The following is a 19,184-nucleotide window of genomic DNA, read 5'->3' as shown; positions in this document are numbered from 1 at the left end:
AGGCCGTGGAGCCATGGCGGCCGACGCTCGACGATCTCCCGGACAACGCCCGGGTGGTGTTGCGCTGTCCCTCCGGCGATGCCTTCGCCGAGCTGCTGCTGGCCTGCGCGGACCGCAGGCTGGTGGCGGTTCCCCTGCGTGCGCGCGCCTCCGACGCCGAGTTGGTCCAGGTGGCCACCGCGGTCCGGGCATCGGCGGTCGTCGACGGCCCACCGCGTGCGGCGCGGGTGACCTCGCTCGACGGCGAACCCGGCCACCCGGACGCGACCGGTCTCGCGTTCGTGGTGCGCACCCCCGGCTCCGGCAGGCTCGTGATGCTCGGCCGCGACGAGGTGTCCGGCAACGCGGCGCGGACCGCGGCGCTGCACGGGTTCTCACCGGTCCGTCCGCACGCGACCGCGCTGCCACTGCACCAGGTGACCGCGCTCGTGATGTCACTGGTCGGCACCCGGCTCACCGACGCGCCACTGGTGCTGGCCGAGCGGTTCGACCCCGTGACGTTCTTCGCCGCGGTCGAGGCGAAGAGCGTACAGACCGCGTCGCTCGTGCCGTCCCAGCTTCGGGAGGTCGTGCGCGCCGGTGTCCCGTGGCCGGACTGCCTGGAGTACGTGATCACCTCGGGCGCCCCGCTCACACGTGAGCTGGCGAAGGAGTTCGCGGCGCGTTACGGCCCGCGGCTGCGGCAGGCGTACGGGCTCACCGAAGCGGTCAACGCCAGCACCACGATGCCGTTGCTGGACGCCGGTGCTTTCCAGGAGCAGTACGTGCGGCACGCGCCGCCCGTCGGCGTTCCGTTGCCGGGTACCGAACTGCGCGTGGAGGACGGCGAAGTGTGGCTCCGCGCACCGGAACTGATGCGCGGGTACTGGGGCGAGCCCGAGCAGAGCGCGCGGGTGCGGACTCCCGACGGGTGGTTGCGCACCGGCGATCGTGGCGAGCTGCGCGACGGCTTCCTCGTGCTGCACGGCCGGTCCGCCGAACTCATCGAGCGCGGCGGGCAGCGGCTGCACCCCGCCGACATCGAGGGGGAGTGGCGGAAGGCAGGGCTGTCCGGGGACTTCGCCGCGGTAGCCGTGCCGGAACCCGCGCTGGGACACGAGATCGCGCTGGTCGGCGCCGTCGAGGGGCTGCGGGAGATGCACCGGACCGCACGGATCCGCCCGGCGGTGTTCTCCACGCGTGGCTACCGCGCCGCGGAGAACGGGCAGCCGCTGCGGCAGGTGATGGCGCGCGGGCTGACCGTGCGGCGGGAGAGCGCGCTGCGCTACGAGGAGCTGCTCGACTACGCCTGCCGTGCTGCGCAGTCGATCCTGACTTCCCCGGTGCGCCCGGCGACCGCGCGGGCGCGCACCGTCCACCGCGAGGCGCTGGCGCTGACCGCCGCGCATTCCCCGCCGCGCCAACCGGTTTCCGGAACCCGGACGGCGGCGCACGACGCACTGGATGCCCTCGTCGCGACGTGGCCGGCGCTGGCCGAGGGTGAGCCGTTCGAGCAGCGGTACCGGTTGATGTGCGAGTGGCCGATGTCGGTGTACGCCGAGTACGCGGCCGAAGTCGTCGCGGCGGACGGGCGGGCGCGGGGCCGGGTGCTCGACGCCGGACCGGACGACCTCGACTCCGGGCCGGGACCGGAGATGTTCGACACCGTCGTCGCGACCAACGCGGTGCACTGCGCGGCGGACAAGGAGATGGCGCTGCGGCGATTGCGGGGCATGCTCACCGACGGTGGACGCCTGGTGCTGGCGGAGGCCGCGAGCCCGACGACCGTCGAGGGCAGCCCGTGGGCGCTCGACGTGCTGTTCGCGGCCCGCGACGGCTGGTGGGATCGTGGCGGACTGCGCAGCCGCTGGGAGTGGCTGCACCTGCTGCGCGTCGCCGGTTTCCGCGACCCCGGCTTCGCCGCGCTGCAAGCCGGCCGCCACGACCTCGGCGGCGTCCTCTGGGCGTCGAAGTAGCTGCCACAGTGGTGCGTCTGCCCATGACCCCGCGTGCTGGGGTGGGCGCGGATGACTAGGCTGGGTGGGTGCGTCTAGCTCGAGTTGCTCATGCCGGTGGGGTCGCGTTCGCTTCGGTCGACGGCGAAGAGCTCCTGGAAATCGCCGATCACCCGTTCGGCCAGCCGAACTACACGGGCAAGCGTTTCGCGCTGGCCGACGTCCGGTTGCTCGCGCCGATCCTGCCGTCGAAGGTCATCGCGATCGGCCGGAACTACGCCGAGCACGCGGCCGAGTTCGGCAACGAGGTGCCGGAGTCGCCGATGATGTTCCTCAAGCCCTCGACCAGCGTGATCGGTCCGAACGCCGCGATCCGCCTGCCCGCCGCGTCCGAGCGGGTGGACTTCGAGGGCGAGCTGGCCGTGGTGATCGGCCAGCCGGTGCGCAACGTGAAGGCCGCCCAGGCCGGCGCCGCGATCCTGGGTTACACGATCGCCAACGACGTGAGCGCCCGTGATCTGCAAAAATCGGATGGCCAGTGGGGCCGCGCGAAGGGTTTCGACACCTTCTGCCCACTCGGCCCGTGGATCGAAACGTCGGTGGACGCCGACGACCTGGCGATCCGCACGGAGGTCGACGGGGAATTGAAGCAGGACTCCCGCACCTCGCTGCTGATCCACAAGATCCCCGACCTGGTCGAGTTCGTGTCCGGCGTGATGACCCTGCTGCCCGGCGACGTCATCCTGACCGGCACCCCGGCGGGCGTGGGACAGATCACGGACGGCCAGTCGGTCTCGATCACCGTCGAGGGCATCGGCACCCTGACGAACCCGGTGCAGAACGCCTGACCGACGCTGGGCGGCGCGCCCTCAAACGAGCCGGGTGGTCATCCCGTGTCCGCTGGTCGCGCTGGCGGCCGGTAGTCGACTGACGCGAGCGGCCAACACGCTGCCGGGAGCGGCCAACACGCCGAGCCGTCGTGTTGGCCGTTCCGGGCGCCGTGTTGGCTGTTGCGGGCGCCGTGTTTGCCGCTCGCGGCGGCGTGTTGCTGCGTGGAGGGGAGCGAGGGGTCAGCGGCGGGCCCAGGGTGGGGCGTGCTCGGGGAGCAGGCCGACGCCGATCAGGTAGGCGGGTACCCGGCATGCGGCGGGGATGGTGTTCATCAGTCGTACCAAGGGTTTCGGGGGGCCGTTGCGGCGGCCTTCGATCACCGGGCGGATCACGACCCGGTGCATCATGCGCTGGATGCCCTGCACCAGCAGCGTCGGCGCCAGGCGGCGACGGTGGATGCGTGCGAGGTCGCGTGAGGTGACTCGTCCGCGTCGCAGGGGAGTGGCCAGCAGGCGTGCCGCGGCGACGGCATCCTGCACCGCCAGGTTGATCCCGACGCCCGCGATGGGGGACATCGCGTGTGCCGCGTCGCCGATGCACAGCACGCCGTCATGGTGCCAGCGTCGCAGCAGGTTGAGCCGTACGTCGAGGTGCTTCACCTCGTCCATCGACTCGATCGCGGTCACTCTGCCCGCCAGTTGGGGAAGCACGGTGCGCAACCGGTCGCGGAACGCTTCCACACCTTCGGCTCGCAGACGCGCGTCGAGGCCCTTTCCCGCCAGGTAGGCAATCTGGAAGTAATCCTCGCGCGGAATGACGACCGCGAAGTGCCCGTCCCGCATTTCCGGCACCAGTGTGGCGTTTTCGTTCCCCTCGCGCGGCAGCCGGAACCACCACGCGTCGATCGGCACCGGGAACTCCCGCGGCTCCAGCCCGGCTGCCCGCCGCACCGACGACCAACGCCCGTCGCACCCGATGGTCAGCTCCGCGTGGATCTCGCCGGTTCCGCCCTCCGCCGTCCGGTACCGCACGCCGGTAACCCGGCCGGACTCCTGGATCAGCCCGGTGACCTCGGTGTTCATCCGCAGGTGGAAGTGCGGTTCCGCCTGTCCCGCGTCGGCCAGCATGTCGAGCAGGTCCCACTGCGGCACCATCGCGACGTAGGGATGCGCGATCTTCAGCTTCCGGAAGTCGGCGATCGTCAACACGGGCGGCCCCGGCAGCGACACCGTGTCCATCCTGCTCTGCGGCAGCTTCCGGAACTTCTCGCCAAGGCCCAGCTCGTCCAGCAACCGCAGGGTTGACGGGTGCACGGTGTCGCCCCGGAAGTCACGCAGGAAATCGGCGTGCTTTTCCAGCACCGTCACCTCGACCCCGGCCCGCGCGAGCAGCAATCCGAGGATCATCCCCGCCGGTCCGCCGCCGGCGACGAGGCAGGTCGTGCGTTCGGTCATCGCCCTCATCCCTTAATTCATTATGCGTTGAATAATTCCAGCATGGCGCTCTCCGAACGCCTGGTCAAGCGGGATAGGCTGAACGGGTTATGACTGAGACAGTCCGCGCCCGCTTCTGCCCGTCGCCCACCGGAACCCCGCACGTGGGGCTCATCCGCACGGCGCTGTTCAACTGGGCCTTCGCCCGGCACCACGGTGGCAGCCTGGTGTTCCGCATCGAGGACACCGACGCCGCCCGCGACAGCGAGGAGTCGTACCAGCAGTTGCTGGAGGCGCTGCGCTGGCTCGGTCTCGACTGGGACGAGGGTCCCGACGCCGGTGGCGAGTACGGCCCGTACCGGCAGAGCGAACGCCGCGACATCTACGCCGACGTCGCGCGCCGCCTGCTCGACGCGGGCGAGCTGTACGAGGCGTTCTCGACGAACGAAGAGGTCACCGAGCGCCGCAAGGCCCGGGGACAGGACCCCCAGCTCGGCTACGACAACTTCGACCGCGACCTCACCGCGGAGCAGCGCGAGTCCTACCGCGCCGAGGGCCGTGCTCCGGTGTTGCGGCTGCGCATGCCGGACGAGGACCTCGCGTGGAACGACCTGGTCCGCGGCGAGATCAGCTTCCCGGCCGGCTCGATCCCGGACCCGGTCCTGGTGCGCGCCAACGGTGACCCGCTGTACACGCTGACGAACCCGGTCGACGACGCGCTGATGCGCATCACGCACGTCCTGCGCGGCGAGGACCTGCTCCCGTCGACACCGCGGCAGATCGCGCTGTACCGGGCGCTGCAGCGCATCGGCGTCGCGGAGTTCACGCCCGAGTTCGGCCACCTGCCGTACGTGACCGGCGAGGGCAACCGCAAACTGTCCAAACGCGACCCCCAGTCGAACCTGTTCAACTACCGCGACCGGGGTTTCATCCGCGAGGGGCTGCTCAACTACCTGGCCCTGCTGGGCTGGTCGATCGCCGACGACCGCGACACCTTCACGGTCGACGAACTGGTGCGGGCGTTCGAGATCTCGAAGGTGAGCGCCAACCCGGCGCGTTTCGACGTGAAGAAGGCCGAAGCGATCAACGCCGTGCACGTCCGCGCGCTCGACGCGGAGGACTTCGTCCAGCGCGCGGTGCCCTACCTCCAGACGGCCGGGGTGCTGCCCGCCGAGCCGTCGGACGACCAGATGACCCGGCTGCGCGCCATCGCGCCGCTGGTGCAGGAGCGCGTGACCGTGCTGGGTGACGCCGCGCCACTGGTGCGCTTCCTGTTCGTGACCGAGGAGGAGTTCGCGCCCGAGGAGGACGCGGCGGCGAAGAACCTCAAGCCGGAGGCCGAACCCGTGCTGCGGGCATCGATCGAGGCGCTGGAGGCGCTGCCGTCGTGGGAGACCGCGGCCATCGAGCAGGCCCTCAAGGACGCGCTGGTCGAGGGCCTGGGACTCAAGCCACGCAAGGCCTTCGCCCCGGTGCGTGTCGCGATCACCGGTCGCACCGTGTCGCCGCCGTTGTACGAGTCGATGGAACTCCTGGGGCGTGAGGTTTCACTCGGACGTCTGCGTAACGCTCTGCCCGGCAACCCTGAGTAGAGCGAAACGGGGCACGAAACAACGCGCTGATTCACCTTGTCGGCCGAACCGCTCAGCGTAGTTCTCGCCTAGCCTCGCTGGGTGGATTTTGCGCGTCCCTGCACTCCTACCCGCGTCCGTGTCCTCCCCGAGTCGAGTCTGGGGGATGACCCGGCCGACCCCTGGAGACCGTCCAGCCTGCGGCTGGTGTGCCTGGACATCGACGACACCCTGATCGATTTCAGTTACGCGAGCAAGCGTGCCCTCTCACTGCTCATCGGCCGCGCCGACATGTGGCCGCTGTGGGAGCGCATCACCGACTGGCACGTCGCCCGCGTGGTCGCGGGCGAGATCGATTACGCCGTCATGCACCAGCGCCGCACCCAGTGCTTCCTCGCGGAGATGGGCGTGGTGATGGATCCGGAGGACGTGGCCCGGTTCGAGTGCCGCCGCAAGGAGGTGCTGCGTGGCTCGTGGCGTCTGTTCCACGACGTGCTGCCGTGCCTGGAGTGGTTGCGCGCGGCGGATGTTCGCATCGCCGCTGTGACCAACGCCTCGGGTGCCCACCAGCGGACCAAGCTGGCCGATCTGGGGCTGTCGCGGTTCTTCGACCACATCGCCATCGCCGGTGAGGTCGGCGCCGCCAAACCCGATGCGGTGATGTTCCACTCCGTGTGCGCGGTGCTGGACTGCGATCCTTGTGAGGCCGCCCACGTCGGCGACAAGCTGCACACCGACGCCGTCGGGGCCCGCGACGCCGGCCTGGAGGGCGTCTGGCTCGACCGCGACGGCGGCGACGCGGAGGTGCCCGAGGGCGTGCACGTCATCGGCGGCCTCGACGAGCTCCCGCAGCTGCTGGTCAGCGAGTTTGCCCGGATCGGGGTGCCCGCGCAGCGCTGAGGTGGACCCCCCGGTTACGCCCCGGTGACGGGCCTAGGCTATATTTCTTCCCAGCGGAGCCGCGCCGAGTCGCGAATCGGAACGGCGAACCGTTGGGGTATGGTGTAATTGGCAGCACGACAGATTCTGGCTCTGTTAGTCTAGGTTCGAGTCCTGGTACCCCAGCTGCAAGAGGAAAAACCAGCTCTGGTAAGGTTCCTCTCGCAACACGGAAAGACCTGGCCCCCGTCGTCTAGCGGCCTAGGACGCCGGCCTCTCACGCCGGTAGCGTGGGTTCGAATCCCATCGGGGGTACAGCGAAAGACCGTCAGCCGCTCAGGCTGGCGGTCTTTTTCGTTGTCGGCCCGGCTTGTCCACCGTGGACTGGCGGGCGGCTGGCTCGGGGACACCCGCAGGTCGGCGACGTGTTGTACATCGTTCTCGAAGTCGGCGCAGACCGAGCGGGGGCTGGGAGCACCCTCTCGGCGGGGCGCACGGCGTTGTGTCGTGAGCTGACCCTCCTTGGCTCGACGGCGACGCGGGGTGATTGCAAGATTCGCGCAATACTTTCGTCGTCACCCTTTTGGTCTAGGGAACGGCTACCGTGCGGCGCAAAGAATATGACAAGAATTGTCTGGCAAATGTGTAACACCACAGTGGTATTGCTCAATTATCCCACAACGGCGCACATCAACGGACGATAACAGCCGCTCGGTGCCGGGACGGGCTCTCGGCGGCCCATCGCCAGGTCGAGGCGGTCACGGAGCGTGTCTCCCGACGGTCACGGAAAGCCCTTTCGGTCGATGTCGTGAACCGTTCACCAGTGCCAGCATGGATACATCCCGATCTTGCTCCGCTGTGAGGGGCTCCTCACAGCGGTCTTGGTCTCGTTTCAGTGCCAATTCGGGTACGGGCGCGGCACAGTGGGTATTGCGATTGTGCTTGCCGAGGTAGCAGAGGAAAGGGGGATGGGACCGTGACCGGACCAATCGGGCGTTTCTGGCGACGCCTGCACATCGGTCGCAACCCGTTGGCCAGAACGTCCGACCGGGTCGAGGCCGCGCTGCTGTTCGTGGTGGTGCTGGGCCTTCTCGTCGCGATTCCGCTGGCGTTGTTCACCGGATCCCAGACGTACGGTGGCCAGCTGGCGGTGTCCGAACAACAGCAGGCGACGCGTCACCAGGTGACCGCGACGCTGATCGACGACGCTCCGACGCCGGTGCCGGCGACGGAGGGCGCGTTCTCGACGAGCGGCTCGGCCGGGGTGCGCGCGGAGTGGACCTACAACGGCGGGGAGCCGAAAACGGGCGTCGTGTCGGCGGATCCCGGTGCGACGGCCGGCACGAAGGTGCCGGTGTGGCTGAACGAGGCAGGCGATCCCACGCCGGCGCCGATCAGCTCCACCGACGCGGCGACCACCGGTGTTCTGGCGGGCATCTTCGCGTGGCTGGTCGCGGCGCTGGTGCTGGTTGCCGCGTACTGGATGACGCGGTTCGTGCTCGACCGCAGGCGCGCCGCGAGGTGGACGAGCGAATGGGCCACGCTCGGCGACCGTTGGGCGCGTTCCTGACCCCTGCACGGGGGTGACGACGTCGATGAGGGCACCCGCGGTGGCCGGTGCCCCTGCCGGCGCTTTCCGAGTCCGCTCGTGGATGCGGACCACGCTGGGGGAGACGCTGCGGTCTTTCCCCGGCTCTGCCTTTCCCGCCCGGCCTTCGCGCGTCAGCGGACACCGCGTGGGCGGAACTGGATGCTGATCCGCGGCCCGACCGGCTTGCTGGTCTTCGGCACCGCGTGTTCCCACGTCCGCTGGCACGAACCGCCCATGACGATCAGATCCCCGGGGCCGAGTGCCTGCCGCACGGCCGCCCCGCCGCCGCGTGGGCGCAGCAGCAGGCTTCGCGGCGCGCCGACGGACACGATGGCCACCATCGTGTCGTGGGTGGCTCCTCGTCCGATCGTGTCACCGTGCCAGGCGACGCTGTCCCGTCCGTCGCGGTAGAAGCACAGGCCGGCCGTGCGGAACGGCTCGCCCAGTTGCTCCGCGTAGTACCGGCTCAACGCGTCCCGCGCCTCGTCCAGCACCGGATCCGGCAACGCGTCCGTCTCGCCGTAGAAGGACAACAGCCGCGGCACGTCGACGACCCGGTCGTACATCCGGCGCCGTTCCGCGTGCCACGGCACGTTCGCGGCCAGGCGTTCGAACAGGACGTCCGCACCCGTCAGCCACGCCGGACGCAGATCGATCCACGCGCCGTCGCCCAGTTCCGTGCGCCGTACGCCGGTCAGGGAACCGAGCGAGCATTCCTCGGCCTGACCGAACAGCGAACCCTGTAGTTCCGCGGTCATGCACCCGACTTTACCCGAGATCGAACAGGTGTTCTAGTGGGCGAACGAATCGATTCCGGTCAGTCCCGCACTGGCCGCCCACAACGCGCTCGCCAGTGCGTGAGTACGCCTCGGACCGGTTCCAGGCGCGGTGCGCCACGCAGTCCGAACACCCGCGGCGCCCACAACTCCCCGCCGCGGGCTGGACCGAGCGTGGCCCGGACGGCGGGCCGGGCTCCGGTGTGCTTGCCCTGCACGAGAATCCCGGCGGGCAGGCCGCGACGTCGTTGCCCGGCGGTCCGGACGTGTGCCGGCGGCCGGGAAGGGGTGAGCGAATCCAGGGCGCCGCCCGGGTGGTTCACCACGCTGATGGTCGTGCTGCCCGCGGCCTTCGGGCGGCGGTCGAGTTCGAAACCGAACAGGATCTGCGCCGGTTTCGAGCGCACGTAGGCGTCCTTCGGCCGGTAGCCGGTGCGGAACCCGAGGTCGTCGAGGTCCGGTCGGGCCGACTTCGACGAAACTGCCCGTGGTGATCACCCGGCCGCCCCGCAGCAGCGGCGCGAGGTGCCCGGCCAATGCGAAGTGCCCCAGGTGGTTGGTCGCGAACATCAGCTCGTGACCCTCGCGTGTTTTCCGTCGTTGCGGATCGTCGAACATCACACCGGCGTTGCAGACGACGGCGTCGAGGTGGTCCGCGTCCAGCGCGTCCACCGAAGCCCCGATGCCCGGCAGGTCGGCCAGATCCAGTCGCAGGTAGCGCACCCGCGCACCGGGTGTACGGATGGCGTCGATCGCGCCGCGGGCCTTCGCGGAATCACGGCCGCCGAGGATGACGGCCACGCCTGCGGCGGCCAGTCCGCGATAGCCGAAGTCATTCCGACTTCGTACTCGATTCGGCTATGGTGGCGGCATGGCAGGACGTCGTGAGCGCAAGAAGGCCGCCACCCGCCAGGCGTTGGCGGCCGCCGCGCGGGAGTTGTTCCTGGCGCGCGGATTCGACGGCGTGACCGTGGCGGAGATCGCGGACGCCGCGGACACGGCGGTTTCGACTTTGTTCGCCCACTTCCCCGGCGGGAAGGAGGCGCTGGTGCTCGGCGATTCACGGGAACGCGAACAGGCACTCGTGGCGGCTGTGCGAGAACGGCGGGGCGGCGTACTCGACGCGCTGCGCGACTTCCTCCGGACGCGAGGTCCCTTCGAGTCGAACCCCGCCCCACAGGCGCGGCGGATCGCGGCACTCGTGGTCGCGACGCCCGCGCTGCGCCGGTATGCCAGGGCGTTGTGGACGGATTGCGAAGACGCGCTCGTGGCGGTCATCGCCGAGGAAACCAGTCGGGAGGCAGACCTCTCGCTGCGGCTGCTCGCCCGCTACATCCTGGAAATTCCCGATCTCGCGGGCGTCGAACCGGACCCGGCGGCCGCGCTGGACGCGGCTTTCACGCATTTGCGGCGCGGTTGGCCGGAGCTGGCCGGCTAGAGCCGTTCCTGCAGGGCCTCGGCCGCGGCGAGGAGATCGGCCGCCCAGCGCGCGCCCGGCTTGCGCCCGATCCGTTCCACCGGGCCGGAAACCGAGACGGCCGCGATGACGTTGCCGCCGGGATCCCGTACCGGCGCGGAAACGCTCGCCACGCCCGGCTCGCGCTCGGCCACGCTCTGCGCCCACCCGCGGCGGCGCACCTCCAGCAGGGTGCGTTCCCCGAACACGGCGTCGGCCAGGATGGCGCGCTGCGTGTGTGGATCCGACCACGCCGCGAGAACCTTCGCGCCGGAACCCGCCGTCATCGACAACCGGGTGCCGATCGGCACTGTGTCGCGAAGCCCGCTCATCGGTTCGGCGCTCGCCACGCACACGCGCTGCACGCCGTCGCGCCGGTACAACTGCACGCTCTCCCCGGTGATGTCCCGCAGCTTCGGCAGAACCGAACCGGCCGCGTCGAGCAGTGGATCCGCCGTGCCGCCCGCGAGTTCGGCGAGCGCGGAACCCGGGCGCCACCGGCCGTCCGGCCCGCGGCGCAGGAGGCGGTGCACCTCCAGTCCCACGGCGAGGCGGTGCGCGGTCGCGCGCGGCAGTCCGGTACGCGTGCACAGTTCCGCGAGCCCGCACGGATCTTCGGCCACGGCCTGCAACACGGCGACGGCCTTGTCCAGAACACCGATACCGCTCTGCTGGTCGGAAGAGCTAGACTGTCCCACGACGCGATACTAGCTTCCCGAGATGTGGGAAGTCCAGAATCTGGGAAAATCGGACTCGGGCCCGGCCGTTCCCGCTCGAGTTCCTTTGCTCCCAATCAACCTCGTGGGAGGAGTACTGATGACCACCACGCGGCCACGGACCCTGGCCGAGAAGGTGTGGGAGGCGCACACGGTGCGCCGCGGTGAAGGAGCGGAACCCGATCTGCTCTACATCGACCTGCACCTGGTGCACGAAGTCACCAGCCCGCAGGCCTTCGACGGCCTCCGGCTGGCGGGACGCCCGGTGCGGCGCCCCGACCTGACGATCGCCACCGAAGACCACAACGTCCCGACCGTCGACATCGAACTCCCGATCGCCGATCCGGTGTCCCGAACCCAGGTCGACACGCTTCGGAAGAACTGCAAGGAGTTCGGCGTCCGCCTGCACCCGATGGGCGACGCCGAGCAGGGGATCGTGCACGTCATCGGCCCGCAGCTGGGCCTGACCCAGCCCGGGATGACGGTCGTCTGCGGCGACAGCCACACCTCGACGCACGGCGCGTTCGGCGCGATGGCCTTCGGAATCGGCACCTCCGAGGTGGAGCACGTGCTGGCCACCCAGACGCTGCCGCTGAAACCGTTCAAGACCATGGCGATCAACGTCGATGGCCGTCTCCGGCCCGGCGTCACCGCCAAGGACGTGATCCTCGCCGTCATCGCGAAGATCGGCACCGGCGGCGGCCAGGGCTACGTCCTGGAGTACCGGGGCAGCGCGATCGAGGCGCTGTCGATGGAAGCCCGCATGACGATCTGCAACATGTCGATCGAAGCGGGCGCCCGCGCCGGGATGATCGCACCGGACGAGACCACCTTCGCCTACCTCAAGGGCCGTCCGCACGCACCGCAAGGTGCCGACTGGGACGCCGCCGTCGAGAACTGGAAGGCGCTGCGCACCGACGAGGGCGCGGAGTTCGACGCCGAGGTCCACCTCGACGCCGACACCCTGACCCCGTTCGTGACCTGGGGCACGAACCCCGGCCAGGGCCTGCCGCTGGGCGAGTCGGTGCCGGACCCGGCGCGGATCGCGGACGAGAACGAGCGGTTCGCCGCCGAGAAGGCCCTGTCCTATATGGACCTGCAGCCGGGCACTCCGCTACGGCAGGTGAAGGTCGACACCGTCTTCCTCGGTTCGTGCACCAACGGCCGGATCGAGGACCTGCGGGCCGCGGCGGACGTGCTGCAGGGCCGCAAGGTGGCCGACGGGGTCCGGATGCTCGTCGTGCCCGGCTCGATGCGCGTGCGCCAGGCCGCCGAGGCCGAGGGGCTGGACAAGGTGTTCCTCGACGCCGGGGCCGAGTGGCGCCAGGCGGGCTGCTCGATGTGCCTCGGCATGAACCCGGACCAGCTGGCGCCGGGCGAGCGGAGCGCGTCGACGTCCAACCGGAACTTCGAGGGCAGGCAGGGCAAGGGCGGCCGCACCCACCTCGTCTCGCCGCTCGTCGCCGCCGCCACGGCCGTTCGCGGCACGCTGTCCAGCCCCGACGACCTGAACTGAAGGAGCCCACCACCATGGAGCCGTTCAAGACGCACACCGGCATCGGAGTGCCCCTGCGCAGGTCCAACGTGGACACTGACCAGATCATCCCGGCCGTCTACCTCAAGCGGGTCAGCCGCACCGGTTTCGAGGACGGGCTGTTCGCGGCTTGGCGCGCGGACGAGAGCTTCATCCTCAACCAGGAACCCTTCAAGGCGGGTAGCGTGCTGGTCGCCGGGCCGGACTTCGGCACGGGATCCTCGCGCGAACACGCTGTCTGGGCATTGATGAACTACGGCTTCCGGGTCGTCATCTCCTCGCGCTTCGCCGACATCTTCCGGGGCAACTCGGGGAAGCAGGGTCTCGTGGCGGCCCAGTGCGAGCAGGCCGACGTCGAGCAGCTGTGGAAGATCCTCGAAAACGACCCCGGCGCCGAGGTCACGGTCGACCTCGCGGAGAAGACCGTGCGGGCCAAGGACTTCCAGACGACCTTCTCGATCGACGACTACACCCGCTGGCGGTTGCTGGAGGGGCTCGATGACATCGCTCTCACCCTCCGACACGCCGGAGAGATCGACCGGTTCGAGGACGAGCGTCCCAGCTGGAAGCCGGTGACCACGCCAGTGGCCGCCGAATAACACGAATTCCCTGCTCAGCAAGGGATTCCCACCCGGCGTAAAGCCGGGCACACCACGCCGGACGGCGCGCGGAACGGCCCGGGAGGGTCGCTCGGGAGGCGGAAACCACGCCCCGCCTGCGGAAAAATTCCGCGCGCCGTTTGGAATTTTGGGCGAGTTGGTAATACCGTGTGCGTGAAGTCGGCCGATGTGGCCGTGTGACACGTAGTTCTTCATGGAGGACTGGAATGGCCAACAAGGCCCAGCTGATCGAGGCGCTCTCCGAGCGTCTGGGCGACAAGAAGGTTGCTTCCCAGGCTGTCGACAACCTCGTCGACATCATCATTCGCACCGTGCAGAAGGGCGAGAAGGTCAACATCACCGGTTTCGGTGTGTTCGAGAAGCGCGCCCGCGCGGCCCGCACCGCTCGCAACCCGCGCACCGGTGAGACGGTCAAGGTGAAGAAGACCAACGTTCCGGCCTTCCGCGCCGGCACGACCTTCAAGGACGTCATCAGCGGTGCCAAGAAGCTGCCGAAGGCCACGGCGGCGAAGCGCACGACGGCTTCGACCCGTAGCGCTGCCTCGACCCGCAGCACCGGCACCACCACGCGTGCCGCCTCCTCGCGGACCACCGCGAAGGCGACCACCACGCGTCCCACCGCGACCCGCAGCACCACGACCCGCACTCGCGCCGCGGCCGCCACCAAGGCCGCGCCGAAGGCCACCGCGTCGAAGACGGCTTCGAAGAGCACGGCGGCGAAGTCCACCACGGCCAAGAAGGCGACCGCGACGAAGACGGCCCCCAAGGCGGCGGCGAAGACCACCACCGCGGCCAAGAAGGCCACCACGACCCGGAAGAAGAAGTAAGCAGCAGTAGCCAGCTTGCCTTCTCGGCAGGGCCCCCGCGAGTTCTTTCGCGGGGGCCCTGCCGCGTTTCGGGTATTGGTGGTCATCCCGGCGAGGACGCTCGTGATCCGAACCTGCGCCTTGGGCGCTGGCGGCTGGGCGCGTCGCCGCGCAGTAGTCGGTCGGCTCGGGTTCGCCCTCCCCCGCCCCTCCGTGTGGATGGTTTCGGTCGCTGAGCAGCGGCGTCAAGGCGGGAAAGCGTGCCTTGACCCCGCTGATCAGCGACCGAAGCGGGCTGGGGATCGGGGCGGGGGAGGTCCGGGTAGGTCTTGGGTCGGCTTGCGTTGCCGGGCGGCGGTTCACGGTGACTGTCGCAGCCGGACGTATTGTTATGCGCTGCTGCTCACCGGTGTGGGCAGTGCTGTGGGCAGATAGTCAGCCGCCACCAGGCGTGGACCGCCGTTGCCGGGGGATGCCTGGAACGACAGCACCCACAGCGAGCCCTTCTTGCTCGGCACCCGTTCGTCGTCCTCGACGGGTAACCGGACGTCGTCCCGCACGGCCAGGCTCCACACCACGTCGGGGATGACGCCGCCTTGGCTGCAGACCACCGGGGTGGCCCCGCCCGCCACGAAACCCAGCAGGCGCGCCAGGCCCGCGACCGGGTCGTCCCAGTAGAACTCCTCCGCCACCAGGTTCTCGTGCTCCACCATGACGCCGAGGTCGTCTGCGAGGCCGTGCACCGTCTGCTCGCACCGCAACCGCGGCGCCGACACCACCCTGTCCGGACCGAACAGTGGCAGCAGGGCCCGCAACGCGGCCGCCTGCCGGGCGCCTGCCGCGGACAACGGGCGCAGATCGTCGTCGCCCAGCCACTCGTCCCGCTTGCCCGCCTTCGCGTGCCGCACCAGCAGCAGGGTCGACAGGCCCGCGGGCAGCGCGGTGAACGCGTCCAGCACCGAGCGGTCACTGTCGTAGGACAGCAACCCCGCCGCCTCCACCGGGGACAGCCAGCGCAGCTCGTCGACCTCTTCGTTGGGCGAGAACGAACCCGAAGCAGCCGCGGCGCTGAAGTAGTCGACGATCTTCGGCCCGGCGGGCACCCTGTACCGCACCGTCATCAGGTGCCGCCCCAGCACCGCCCGGAAGCCGGTCTCCTCCTCGATCTCCCGCACGGCCGCGGCCGGGACGGTCTCGCCGTCGTCCAGCTTTCCCTTGGGCAGCGACCAGTCGTCGTAACGCGGCCGGTGGGCGATCGCCACCTCGACGCCGTCCCGGCCGGTGCGCCACAGCACCGCACCCGCGGCGCGGACACGAACAGAACTCACCCGTTGGCCCCGTGCTTCTTCAACAACTCGGTCTGGTGGTCGCGGACCTGTGTGGTGTCCGCGGGCGAGGGCTGCCACTCGCCGCTGTCGGTCAGCACCCAGCAGCGGGTGGCCGGATCCAGCGCCGAATCGAGGATCTCGTCCAGCTGCGCCGTCAGCTTCGGGTCCTTGACCTGCACCATCGCCTCGATCCGGCGGTCGAGGTTGCGGTGCATCATGTCCGCGCTGCCGATCCAGTAGGTGCGCCCCGCGAGGAAATGGAAGATGCGGGAATGCTCCAGGAACCGGCCGAGAATGGAGCGCACGGAAATGTTCTCCGACAGTCCGGGCACGCCGGGTTTGAGCGCGCAAATACCCCGGACCACGATCTCGACCGGAACGCCCTCGCGCGATGCCCGGTAGAGCGCGTCGATGATTTGCTCGTCGACCAGCGAGTTGCACTTGAGGCGAATGTGCGCCTCCTCGCCTGCGTGCCTGTGCTCGATTTCCTCGTCGATCAGCCGCAGGATGCCGCGACGGATCCCGGCGGGCGAGGTGAGGATGTTGCGGTAGGTGTCCTGCCGCGAGTACCCGGTCAGCACGTTGAACAGGTCGGTGACGTCGGCGCCGATGTCCGGATCGGCCGTCAGCAGGCCGACGTCCTCGTAGAGACGCGCCGTCTTCGGGTTGTAGTTGCCGGTGCCGAGGTGGCAGTAGCGCCGGATCGTCGCCCCCTCCTGGCGCACCACCATCGCCACCTTGCAGTGCGTCTTCAACCCCACCAGCCCGTACACCACGTGCACGCCGGCACGCTCCAGCGTACGGGCCCAGGTGATGTTGGCCTCCTCGTCGAACCGCGCCTTGATCTCCACGAGCGCCACGACCTGCTTGCCGGCCTCGGCCGCGTCGATGAGCGCGTTGACGATCGGGGAGTCACCGGACGTCCGGTAGAGGGTCTGCTTGATCGCCAGCACCTTGTCGTCCCCGGCGGCCTGCTCGATGAACCGCTGCACGCTCGTGGAGAACGAGTCGTACGGGTGGTGCACGAGCACGTCACCTTCGCGCAGCGTGGCGAAAACGCTCTTCGGCGTCTCGTGCTCACCGAACGCCGGGTGCGTGGCCGGGACGAAAGGGCGGTCCTTCAGTTCCTTGCGGTCCAGGCTGGAGAGCTGGGTCAGGCACGTCAGGTCCAGCAGGCCGGGCACCTCGACGACGTCGTGCGGGTCGACCTCCAGCTCGCGCAGCAGCAGATCGAGCACGTGCTCGCTCATGTCGTTGGCGACCTCCAGGCGCACCGGCGGACCGAACCGGCGCTGCGCCAGCTCCCGCTCCAGCGCCTGCAGCAGGTCCTCGTCGCGGTCCTCGTCCACGTCCACGTCGGCGTTGCGGGTCACGCGGAAGACGTGGTGCTCGGTGACCTCCATGCCGGTGAACAACTCACCGAGGTGCGCCGCGATCAGCTCCTCCAGGGGAAGGAACGTCGCCACTCGCGTTTCCCGCTGCTGCTCCACGCGGATCAGGCGCGGCACGTTGTTCGGCACCTTCACGCGGGCGAACCGTTCGGTGCCCAGGTCCGGATCGCGGACGGTGACCGCGAGGTTCAGCGACAGCCCCGAGATGTAGGGGAAGGGGTGCGCCGGGTCGACCGCGAGCGGGGTGAGCACCGGGAAGATCTGTTCGGTGAAGTAGTCCGACAGGCGCGCCTGCTCGGCCGGATCCAGGTCGGCCCAGCAGACGATCGAGATGTCCTGCTTCGCCAGTTCCGGGCGCACATGCTCCTCGAACGCGGCGGTGTGGCGCTCGACCAGGTCCTGGTTGCGCTTGGCGATGTAGGCCAGCTGCTCGCGCGGGGTCAGCCCGTCGGCGCTGCGCACGGGCAGGCCCGTCTCGTCGCGGCGTTTCAGCCCGGCCACCCGGACCATGTAGAACTCGTCCAAATTGGACGCGAAGATGGCCAGGAACTTGGCCCGCTCCAGCAGCGGCTGGGAGGCGTCCTCGGCCAGTGCCAGCACGCGGGCGTTGAAGTCCTGCCACGACAGCTCGCGGTTGAAGTAGCGGTCGTCGGGCAGGGTCACGGGCGGCGCTTCCGACGGCGGCGTCACCGCCGGGGGCGCGGACGGGATCGCGCGGAATCTCGTGGGCGCGGCGGGCTCGCCGGACGCCGAGGGGGTCGTTGCCGGGGGAAGGATCTCGTCGCTGCTCACTCTGGCATTGTTCCTTACTTCGGGGCGGCCTGCCGATACCCCGAGTGAGAGATTGAGCAGTTCACCGGTGCTCCGGACGATGACTCGGAGCAGTTCGCCCAGCGGTCGGGTGATGTTCACGCCACCTCCTGTGCGCAGAGCAACGCCCGCGTGTGCTCACCCACCCCGAGCTCGCGGGCCTCCTCCAGGTCGGCCGGGGTGTCCACGTCCCGCCTCAGGCTGGGGGCCGCCAGCCGCAGCGGCACGGCGCCGGACGCCGCGTGCGCGAGCGCCGAGCCGGGACCGAACCGCGGGGCGAGTGGTTCGCCCGCCGCCGACAGCAGCAGGGTGGTGCCGGTGCCCTCGGCGTCGGCGGCGAACAGGCGACGGCCGGCGGCTTCGGCGAGCGCCGCGGCCAGTTCCTCGGGGCGCAAAGCGGGCAGATCGGCCTGGATCGCCCCCACCACCGCCCCCGGATCGTGCTCGCGCAGCAGTTCCTCACCGTGCCGCAGCGCGGAGTTCAGCCCGGCGGGCCCCCGCTCAGCGACGATTTCCACACCGGGACGGCGCAAACCGGACACGGCAGCCGGATCGGCGGCGACCACCACCACGCGGCGCACGCCCGCGGCGGTCGCGGCGGCCAGGGTGTCCCGGGCCAGTGCCAGCACGAGCGCGGGGTGTTCGCGCTCGTCGACCGCGCCACGCAGACGGGACTTGCCCGCGCGGGGCTGTTTCATCGGCATGATCAGGCCGGAGATTTCGACGGGTGAGGACACTCCACCATCTTTCCCCAATCGTGCACCTAGGATCAGCTCCCAGCAGCACACACCACAGCAGGAGGAGTCTTGGCCGGTCGCGAGAAGGGCGGGTTCTGGGTCGGAGCCGCCGCGGTGCTGTTCTACCCGGTGAGCTGGATCGGGAAACGGGTCTACACGCATGGTGAGCGCATCCCGCGGGAGGGGCCGGCGATCCTCGTGATGAACCACGTCTCGCACATGGACCCCGCCGTGGACGCCGTGTTCGTCCACCGGCAGAAGCGTGTCCCGCGGTTCCTGGCCAAGGAGAGCCTCGCCAGGACCCCGGTGTTCGGCAAGATCCTCATCGGCGCGGGCAGCATCCCCGTCTACCGCGGTTCGGCGCAGGCGGGGGACAGTCTCCGCGCCGCGCACCAGGCGCTCACCGAGGGCAAGCTCGTCGTCATCTACCCCGAGGGCACCATCACGAAGGACCCGCAGGGCTGGCCGAAGAAGTCGCACACCGGGGTGGCGCGGCTCGCGCTGGACAACGACGTGCCGGTGATCCCGGTCGCGCGCTGGGGCACCCATCAGATCCTGGACTTCTACCACAAGAAGCTGCGTCTGTTCCCGCGCAAGACCGTGACGCACGCGGTGGGCGAGCCGGTCGACCTGTCCGCCTACCGGGACAAGCCGCAGACCGGCGCGGTGCTGCGGGAGGTCACGGAACTGCTGATGGAGCGGGTCACCGGACTGCTGGCCGACGTTCGCGGCGAGCAGCCGCCCGCGCGCAAACCCGAGGCGGCGGACTGA

General features: G+C 69.8%; 17 protein-coding genes, 2 tRNA genes and 1 pseudogene. 12 read left to right on the top strand and 8 right to left on the bottom strand.

Annotation, left to right across the window (positions count from 1 at the left end; all coding sequences use genetic code 11):
* Positions 1-5: 5 nt before the first annotated feature.
* Positions 6-1,955 carry an AMP-binding protein gene (locus HNR02_RS01635; RefSeq protein ID WP_179771460.1) on the top strand — a complete coding sequence of 650 codons (1,950 nt, stop codon included), beginning with the start codon at positions 6-8 and terminating at the stop codon, positions 1,953-1,955.
* A 68-nt stretch (positions 1,956-2,023) separates the two neighbouring features.
* A complete protein-coding gene (locus HNR02_RS01630; RefSeq protein ID WP_179771459.1) occupies positions 2,024-2,782 on the top strand; it encodes a fumarylacetoacetate hydrolase family protein in 759 nt (252 codons plus the stop codon).
* A gap of 222 nt (positions 2,783-3,004) precedes the next feature.
* Here the strand turns inward: HNR02_RS01630 and HNR02_RS01625 are convergent, their stop codons facing one another.
* A complete protein-coding gene (locus tag HNR02_RS01625; protein ID WP_179771458.1) occupies positions 3,005-4,228 on the bottom strand; it encodes an FAD-dependent oxidoreductase in 1,224 nt (407 codons plus the stop codon).
* Positions 4,229-4,308: 80 nt separating this feature from the next.
* Here HNR02_RS01625 and gltX point away from each other — a divergent pair, with 80 nt between their 5' ends.
* The 5 genes from gltX (at position 4,309) to HNR02_RS01600 (ending at position 8,218) form a co-directional block, all read left to right on the top strand.
* On the top strand, positions 4,309-5,790 hold the full coding sequence (gltX, locus tag HNR02_RS01620; RefSeq protein ID WP_179771457.1) for a glutamate--tRNA ligase: 1,482 nt from the start codon (positions 4,309-4,311) through the stop codon (positions 5,788-5,790).
* A 186-nt stretch (positions 5,791-5,976) separates the two neighbouring features.
* A complete protein-coding gene (locus HNR02_RS01615; RefSeq protein WP_179771456.1) occupies positions 5,977-6,669 on the top strand; it encodes an HAD family hydrolase in 693 nt (230 codons plus the stop codon).
* A gap of 93 nt (positions 6,670-6,762) precedes the next feature.
* Positions 6,763-6,834, top strand: a tRNA-Gln gene (locus tag HNR02_RS01610).
* A 56-nt stretch (positions 6,835-6,890) separates the two neighbouring features.
* Positions 6,891-6,963 (top strand) — tRNA-Glu (locus HNR02_RS01605).
* 661 nt (positions 6,964-7,624) lie between these two features.
* Positions 7,625-8,218: an Rv1733c family protein gene (locus HNR02_RS01600; RefSeq protein WP_179771455.1), complete on the top strand. Its 594-nt coding sequence runs from the start codon at positions 7,625-7,627 to the stop codon at positions 8,216-8,218.
* Positions 8,219-8,370: 152 nt separating this feature from the next.
* Here the strand turns inward: HNR02_RS01600 and HNR02_RS01595 are convergent, their stop codons facing one another.
* The 3 genes and pseudogenes from HNR02_RS01595 to HNR02_RS36390 all read right to left on the bottom strand — a co-directional run.
* Positions 8,371-8,997, bottom strand: coding sequence for an alpha-ketoglutarate-dependent dioxygenase AlkB (locus HNR02_RS01595; protein ID WP_179771454.1), 627 nt, complete (start codon positions 8,995-8,997; stop codon positions 8,371-8,373).
* A gap of 59 nt (positions 8,998-9,056) precedes the next feature.
* Positions 9,057-9,422 carry an SDR family NAD(P)-dependent oxidoreductase gene (locus HNR02_RS36395; RefSeq protein WP_312861160.1) on the bottom strand — a complete coding sequence of 122 codons (366 nt, stop codon included), beginning with the start codon at positions 9,420-9,422 and terminating at the stop codon, positions 9,057-9,059.
* A gap of 127 nt (positions 9,423-9,549) precedes the next feature.
* A pseudogene (locus tag HNR02_RS36390) lies at positions 9,550-9,816 on the bottom strand (SDR family NAD(P)-dependent oxidoreductase); the annotation flags it as partial.
* A 70-nt stretch (positions 9,817-9,886) separates the two neighbouring features.
* On the opposite strand from HNR02_RS36390, the gene HNR02_RS01585 reads away from it, so the two are divergent.
* A complete protein-coding gene (locus tag HNR02_RS01585; RefSeq protein ID WP_179771453.1) occupies positions 9,887-10,453 on the top strand; it encodes a TetR/AcrR family transcriptional regulator in 567 nt (188 codons plus the stop codon).
* On the opposite strand, the gene HNR02_RS01580 is transcribed toward HNR02_RS01585, so the two are convergent.
* Positions 10,450-11,169 carry an IclR family transcriptional regulator gene (locus HNR02_RS01580; protein WP_179771452.1) on the bottom strand — a complete coding sequence of 240 codons (720 nt, stop codon included), beginning with the start codon at positions 11,167-11,169 and terminating at the stop codon, positions 10,450-10,452. The two genes, HNR02_RS01585 and HNR02_RS01580, sit on opposite strands and share 4 nt — an antisense overlap.
* A 118-nt stretch (positions 11,170-11,287) precedes the next feature.
* Here HNR02_RS01580 and leuC point away from each other — a divergent pair, with 118 nt between their 5' ends.
* The 3 genes from leuC to HNR02_RS01565 all read left to right on the top strand — a co-directional run bounded on the left by leuC (position 11,288) and on the right by HNR02_RS01565 (position 14,168).
* Entirely contained in the window at positions 11,288-12,703 is a 1,416-nt protein-coding gene (gene leuC, locus HNR02_RS01575) for a 3-isopropylmalate dehydratase large subunit (protein ID WP_179771451.1), read from the top strand.
* A gap of 14 nt (positions 12,704-12,717) precedes the next feature.
* The gene (gene leuD, locus HNR02_RS01570; RefSeq protein ID WP_179771450.1) at positions 12,718-13,320 is read left to right on the top strand and encodes a 3-isopropylmalate dehydratase small subunit; all 603 of its coding nucleotides are present in this window, start codon (positions 12,718-12,720) and stop codon (positions 13,318-13,320) included.
* A gap of 227 nt (positions 13,321-13,547) precedes the next feature.
* Entirely contained in the window at positions 13,548-14,168 is a 621-nt protein-coding gene (locus HNR02_RS01565) for an HU family DNA-binding protein (protein WP_179771449.1), read from the top strand.
* Between the two features lie 368 nt (positions 14,169-14,536).
* On the opposite strand, the gene HNR02_RS01560 is transcribed toward HNR02_RS01565, so the two are convergent.
* The 3 genes from HNR02_RS01560 to cofC form a co-directional block, all read right to left on the bottom strand.
* Complete coding sequence (locus HNR02_RS01560; RefSeq protein WP_179771448.1) at positions 14,537-15,475, bottom strand: NUDIX hydrolase; 939 nt, start codon at positions 15,473-15,475, stop codon at positions 14,537-14,539.
* The gene (locus HNR02_RS01555) at positions 15,472-17,658 is read right to left on the bottom strand and encodes an RNA degradosome polyphosphate kinase (RefSeq protein ID WP_179771447.1); all 2,187 of its coding nucleotides are present in this window, start codon (positions 17,656-17,658) and stop codon (positions 15,472-15,474) included. Before HNR02_RS01555 ends, HNR02_RS01560 begins: the two co-directional genes overlap by 4 nt.
* A 116-nt stretch (positions 17,659-17,774) precedes the next feature.
* Complete coding sequence (gene cofC, locus HNR02_RS01550; protein WP_179775647.1) at positions 17,775-18,380, bottom strand: 2-phospho-L-lactate guanylyltransferase; 606 nt, start codon at positions 18,378-18,380, stop codon at positions 17,775-17,777.
* A 102-nt stretch (positions 18,381-18,482) separates the two neighbouring features.
* Between cofC and HNR02_RS01545 the strand changes: the two genes are divergently transcribed.
* On the top strand, positions 18,483-19,184 hold the full coding sequence (locus tag HNR02_RS01545) for a lysophospholipid acyltransferase family protein (RefSeq protein WP_179771446.1): 702 nt from the start codon (positions 18,483-18,485) through the stop codon (positions 19,182-19,184).

This window comes from Amycolatopsis endophytica, from assembly GCF_013410405.1.
Classification (GTDB): Bacteria; Actinomycetota; Actinomycetes; order Mycobacteriales; family Pseudonocardiaceae; genus Amycolatopsis_E; species Amycolatopsis_E endophytica.
The sequence above is the reverse complement of the archived record's forward strand: the minus strand, read 5'-3'. Positions and strand labels throughout refer to the sequence as shown.

Bases quoted from the DNA above. Each gene is read 5' to 3' on its own strand.
- gltX (WP_179771457.1), top strand. From the start codon at position 4,309: ATGACTGAGACAGTCCGCGCCCGCTTCTGCCCGTCGCCCACCGGAACC.
- cofC (WP_179775647.1), bottom strand. From the start codon at position 18,380: ATGCCGATGAAACAGCCCCGCGCGGGCAAGTCCCGTCTGCGTGGCGCG.
- leuD (WP_179771450.1), top strand. From the start codon at position 12,718: ATGGAGCCGTTCAAGACGCACACCGGCATCGGAGTGCCCCTGCGCAGG.
- leuC (WP_179771451.1), top strand. From the start codon at position 11,288: ATGACCACCACGCGGCCACGGACCCTGGCCGAGAAGGTGTGGGAGGCG.
- HNR02_RS01625 (WP_179771458.1), bottom strand. From the start codon at position 4,228: ATGAGGGCGATGACCGAACGCACGACCTGCCTCGTCGCCGGCGGCGGA.
- HNR02_RS01565 (WP_179771449.1), top strand. From the start codon at position 13,548: ATGGCCAACAAGGCCCAGCTGATCGAGGCGCTCTCCGAGCGTCTGGGC.
- HNR02_RS01595 (WP_179771454.1), bottom strand. From the start codon at position 8,997: ATGACCGCGGAACTACAGGGTTCGCTGTTCGGTCAGGCCGAGGAATGC.
- HNR02_RS01585 (WP_179771453.1), top strand. From the start codon at position 9,887: ATGGCAGGACGTCGTGAGCGCAAGAAGGCCGCCACCCGCCAGGCGTTG.